This window comes from Bacillus fungorum (genome assembly GCF_002746455.1).
GTDB classification, from domain to species: domain Bacteria; phylum Bacillota; class Bacilli; order Bacillales; family Bacillaceae_G; genus Bacillus_A; species Bacillus_A fungorum.
Window position 1 is genome coordinate 1 of record NZ_NWUW01000074.1, and the last position, 4,950, is coordinate 4,950.

The 4,950-nt window shown below is 31.6% G+C and carries 5 protein-coding genes and 1 pseudogene; all 6 read left to right on the forward strand.

Annotation, left to right across the window (positions count from 1 at the left end):
• Window positions 1-357 precede the first annotated feature (357 nt).
• The 6 genes and pseudogenes from CO726_RS30305 to CO726_RS32075 all read left to right on the forward strand — a co-directional run bounded on the left by CO726_RS30305 (window position 358) and on the right by CO726_RS32075 (window position 4,872).
• Window positions 358-750, forward strand: a complete 393-nt coding sequence (locus CO726_RS30305) for a hypothetical protein (protein ID WP_098377798.1) — start codon at window positions 358-360, stop codon at window positions 748-750.
• 93 nt (window positions 751-843) lie between these two features.
• Entirely contained in the window at window positions 844-1,626 is a 783-nt protein-coding gene (locus tag CO726_RS30310; RefSeq protein WP_098420201.1) for an ImmA/IrrE family metallo-endopeptidase, read from the forward strand.
• A gap of 14 nt (window positions 1,627-1,640) precedes the next feature.
• Window positions 1,641-2,558 carry a hypothetical protein gene (locus tag CO726_RS30315; protein ID WP_099686762.1) on the forward strand — a complete coding sequence of 306 codons (918 nt, stop codon included), beginning with the start codon at window positions 1,641-1,643 and terminating at the stop codon, window positions 2,556-2,558.
• A gap of 115 nt (window positions 2,559-2,673) precedes the next feature.
• A pseudogene (locus tag CO726_RS30320) lies at window positions 2,674-3,116 on the forward strand (transposase); the annotation flags it as partial.
• Between the two features lie 1,185 nt (window positions 3,117-4,301).
• A complete protein-coding gene (locus CO726_RS30325) occupies window positions 4,302-4,715 on the forward strand; it encodes a DUF6018 family natural product bioysynthesis protein (protein ID WP_099686763.1) in 414 nt (137 codons plus the stop codon).
• Window positions 4,699-4,872, forward strand: coding sequence for a hypothetical protein (locus CO726_RS32075; RefSeq protein WP_169513116.1), 174 nt, complete (start codon window positions 4,699-4,701; stop codon window positions 4,870-4,872). Before CO726_RS30325 ends, CO726_RS32075 begins: the two co-directional genes overlap by 17 nt.
• The last annotated feature ends 78 nt before the right edge of the window (window positions 4,873-4,950 follow it).

Here is a 4,950-nt window from a genome sequence, read left to right on the forward strand (position 1 = left end):
AAAAAAATCGCCTCTGCTTTCGTGTTTTTGTTGGTGTGGTTACTTACAATTATACAGGACAAGGCGATTTTTTTGTGCAAAAAAAGGGCTGCCCATAAGTCGGTTTCACCGACTTATGGGACAGCCCCTTTTTTCAGGTATCTCTATTCGGCTTCACTCATATTAAATACTTAAGTTTTTCTGAGATTCTATAAATAATAATTTATAGAATTTTGGAGTGGTTAATATAGGGTTGTATACAAAATAGATACTATTTATTCTTTCTTCGAATAAAGATTGGTATTTCTAAGTTTTTTACGTCTATTTAGTATCTTTTTTAGATACTAGTGGTATAATGGGTAATAAGGAGGGAATTAAATGAAAAAAATAGTGGGTGAAAATATTAGGATGTACTTAGAGGCGACAGGACGAACTCATCAATGGGTTATGGATAAAGGTGGAATTCCAAAGGCTACTTTTTATAAGCTATTAAAAGGAGAGGGCGATTTAACAAAAGGAATAGAAAAAATAAACGAATTGTTTGGAATAAAAGATGATTTTTATTTCTATAATTCAGAATTTAAACCACCATTAAAATTGGAAGATAAATTAAAAAGATCTGATATACGAAATTTTGCAGCTGCAAATTATGTAGCCGTTGAGGGCGAAGAAACAGAATTCAAAGATACTTTAGATACTTTAGACGATTTCATAAGAATGATTGAACTATTGAAGCCTTATAATAATTTAAATAGAAATGATTATATATAATATTTTTTTATCTAATACTTAACATTAAATATAGCCTATAAATTTTTGGAATATACAACGTTGAATTTTATCTACAAAGGGATGTGAAGAAGAATGATAAATAGCACTAATATCAGGGAAGTTATAGAACAGAATCAAAAAATACTTCCTTCAATATTGGTAAACGTAGAAAGTACAATTGAAAAGGGAATTCATTTTAAATATAAAACTATAGAAAGTATACGTAATTATTTAATGCAGAAAACAGAAGTACTACTTTTCCCGAGCAAATCTTTATCTTATGGGGGAATGGTGTTATATCGAAATGGCTCTTTTTATATAAACATAAATACTTTACAGCCAAAAACATATGAGAATTTTGTTTGGGCACATGAATACTATCATTTTGAATTTGAAAAGGATCGAATCAAAAATGCAGATGATGTAACTTTTGTGAATAATCCAGTCCTAAATGAAAATGAGCGTAGAGCAAATCTTTTTGCTGCAGAGTTGTTAATAAATGATGATGTATTAAAAACTTTATTTCAAGAAATAAAGTTAAATTACGTTAATGATTCTTTAGAGAAGAATGTAATTAGGTTAATTCCAGCTTTTGAATTGCCTTATAAAACTATGGTTATTAAATTAGCACAAGAAAACTTGATTAGTATGGAAGATGCAGAGAGAATTATTGATCATGATTACCGCAATAATTTACCACAAGATTTTGACCTTTCAATTTTAGAACCAACAAAAGCAATTAAGATTGATGGATTAAATAAATTACTTGAATCAGAATCCGTTCAAGAAAATATGCTTGAATCAGATTTTGAAAGTATTCAAAATCTAGCAAATCAGCATTTCAAACAACTGGAGGCTATTCGAATGGAAATTTAAGGAGGAACAAATAAATGGACCAAGTAACCAATACACCAGAGACGAACCAAGATTCAAAATGCAATGGAATAGAACCTTACTTACAAGAAGGTAGGAAAAATGATAGGATTACACACTATTATATATTGGATAATAATGTCCTATCAGATTTAGCGAAGTTGGCAAGAGAAGAGCAAAGTTCCTTCAAGGAGTTAATGACATGTTACAAAGGAACAGTATTTATAGTACCGGAAATGGTAATGGAAGAGGCTATTAGGAATTTACCTGGACAACAGTGGGTCGATGAGAAATATTTGGACTTTTATCAGGTAATGAGTGAACTACATATTCCCATTTATCTTGAATCTGTTGAGCATAATTATCAGATTTTTGCAGAGGGTTATGGAAGTAAGGAGGAAGCCTTCCTTCAGTATAAAGAGATAGCTATAAATTCAATAAGTAATATTGCTATTCAAAGTGAACTAAGAGAGGCAAAATCATGTAAGGATATTGTAAAAGCATATTCGCAGTCCTTGAAAGATGCTGGCGAACGATTTATTTTTCTTTATGCGCATGCGATGTTACAAGATAAAGTAAATAAGATTTCTATTTTGAGTAATGAGATAAAAGGTGTCTACAATGTTTGGAAAGCAAATATGAGAAAAGGTGAATTATTGGAACTTGTCAAAGTTACTAGTCATGAGGAATATTGTGAAAAACTGCGACCTGTATCATATAATTGTATTCTAGTGGATTCCTTGAAAAAGAATCCAACATTAACTAGTGAACAGAAAAAGTCATTATTACAAATTATGAGGGACAGTAAGATAATTGGTAGAAATGTTTATTATTCTCAGAAATCATGCAATTTAGTAGATACTAGGGCAGATATGAACAATGAGGAATTTATAAACTTTATTGAAAAACATGATGATTATAAATTAGCGTTTTAAATTACGCAAGTTTTGAAGTGTTCTATACTTTTGTATGGGACATTTTTTGGTATATCTGTTCTAAATAGAAAAACCTTACTTCAAGAACAAGAGAGGTTCCGTTTTAAACTATGTAAAAAAAGAAGATGAATTTGAGTTTAATAAAGATGCGGGTATGTATGTCTGTAAAGCTGGACACATGGCCGTTCGTAGAGCACGTACGGGTAAAAAGGGAACAAACAATAATCAAAGTCATACCTACTATTTTGATATTGAAAAATGCAAGGTATGTCCATTCAAAAGTGGGTGTTACAAAGAAGGCGCTAAAAGTAAAACATATTCTGTGACAATTAAATCCACTGAACATAAGGAACAACAAGCATTTCAAGAAAGGGCATATTTTAAAGAAAAGGGGAAAGAGCGTTATAAAATTGAAGCGAAAATAGTGAGCTTAAGCATAGACACGGGTATGATGTGGCATCTTCCTCGGGTCTGATTGGTATGCAAATGCAAGGTGCAATGGCTATATTCGCTGTCAATTTAAAACGAATCCTAACCTTAATAAAAGAAACAAAGTAAAAAAGAATACAGGGAAAGGCGACTTTTCATTCAAAATTGAATGAAAAGTCGCCTTTCTTGTTTTGCATCCGGTTTATAAACCGAAAAACGTAAGTTTTTCAGTGGCCTCATATTAAAATGGCTTTTTTTATTTAATATTTGTGCTTTCTGGAAAAATATATCCTTTGCAATAATATTAAATAGGCAAGCGAATAAGCTAAGAACAGCAGTCTTCTCCTCATAGAAAAACTAGAATCACATAAGTAAAATCTCATTCTTAGCATTATTGATTTGCTGTTTTATAAAAGGATAATTCAATTGAATTTAGAAAATTATGACTTAATATAGAGGTTATTATGAAACTATATATTTTTATTTTTCAGTTAGGTAATAGCGATGAAAATAAATTCGAACATATTGGTGTAAAAGGATGAATTGGTTTAGAAAGCCCTTTAATTTTTTTGCGAATGTATAGTAAACATAAAATTTCTAGTACATTGGCAACTGGAATTCTTATAATTTATGATTTTTGTACAAATTACTTTATCAAATAGAAATATTTGTATACTATTGAATAGAACTAACCTATTTGTGTGTGATATTGAACACAAATAGAGGTCGCACCTCATGTGGGTGCGTGGATTGAAATAGATACAATGGGGATAAGGCATCGTGTTGATTTTGTCGCACCTCATGTAGGTGTGGATTGAAATTTGTCTTCGCTAAAGGGTTTGCCAAGACCTTGTCGTACCTCTAGTAGGTACGTGGATTAATACAGGTAAGATATTTGATAGTAATTTATTAAAGGTTTACGCATTAACCAAAATTCAACCCTCACTTACCTTTGGAATTTCGTCCGTCACAAGCTTGAGGAATGAGACTTCTTTTGGATAATGCGTTAATTTTAATTGATATTTCTTGAAATCTCCAATGTAATTATGTAATATATAGGTATATTGTTAGTTTATTTGATTCCGTTTATTCCCACACCTTTTTTTGTGTTGTGGTTGAGTTGTAGAAGCAAGTTGCGTCTTGTTTCATTTGTGAAAGGGCTTCTTTGAGCCGATTAGTGTATATATAGCTTATTTTGCTATGCACATTATTAATCGACTTGAAGAAGCCCTTTTTGTGTTGTTTTCAAGTTTGCAGGCGGGGTTATTTATTATTCAATAAAATAACAAATTAAACAGTAGAGGAGATAGTAAAATGAAAAAAGATTGTAGACACTTACAACTAGTACCAACAGTAGAGGAACATAAAACACGAATGGAAAAAAATCAGAAATCTTATGCTGCACCAGCAATGTCATCTGAATCCAGAGCAAGAGTAAATCAAATGAGAAGGTGTTTTGAAGCAGAAATTATATTACCAGACGGTAAATTTCAATATTTCAAGCCACATGCTCTTAATGAAAAAGAAGCCACTCAAGAAATCGATTTATTTATTGAAGGCATACAGGAAGCAAAAGAAGGCAACGTAATCTTATGGCGCTTTGTCGGGCAACAGAGTTTTTACCATGGTACAAAGATCGTAGCTGAACCGAAGTTTCGTACATTTCTACGTAAGGTGAAAGATTATCTTTTTGATTACGAGGAACTTGTTTATGAAACAGAAAAATAAGAAGGATAGAGGAAAAGAGATGAAAAAAGATAATATTTGGAACGTATTAGATGATCCAAAAGAGCAGGAAACTAGAGAGCCATCCCAAGAGCCGGATGATATTTTTGATGGTATGGATGACCTACCGGAGATTACAGATGAAGAACTACCATTCTAATTATGTCGAGGTAGTATATAGAGGGTAAAAGGAAGAACTAAGTGATGTTTATACTTGGATCTTCCTTTTTTTATTGCA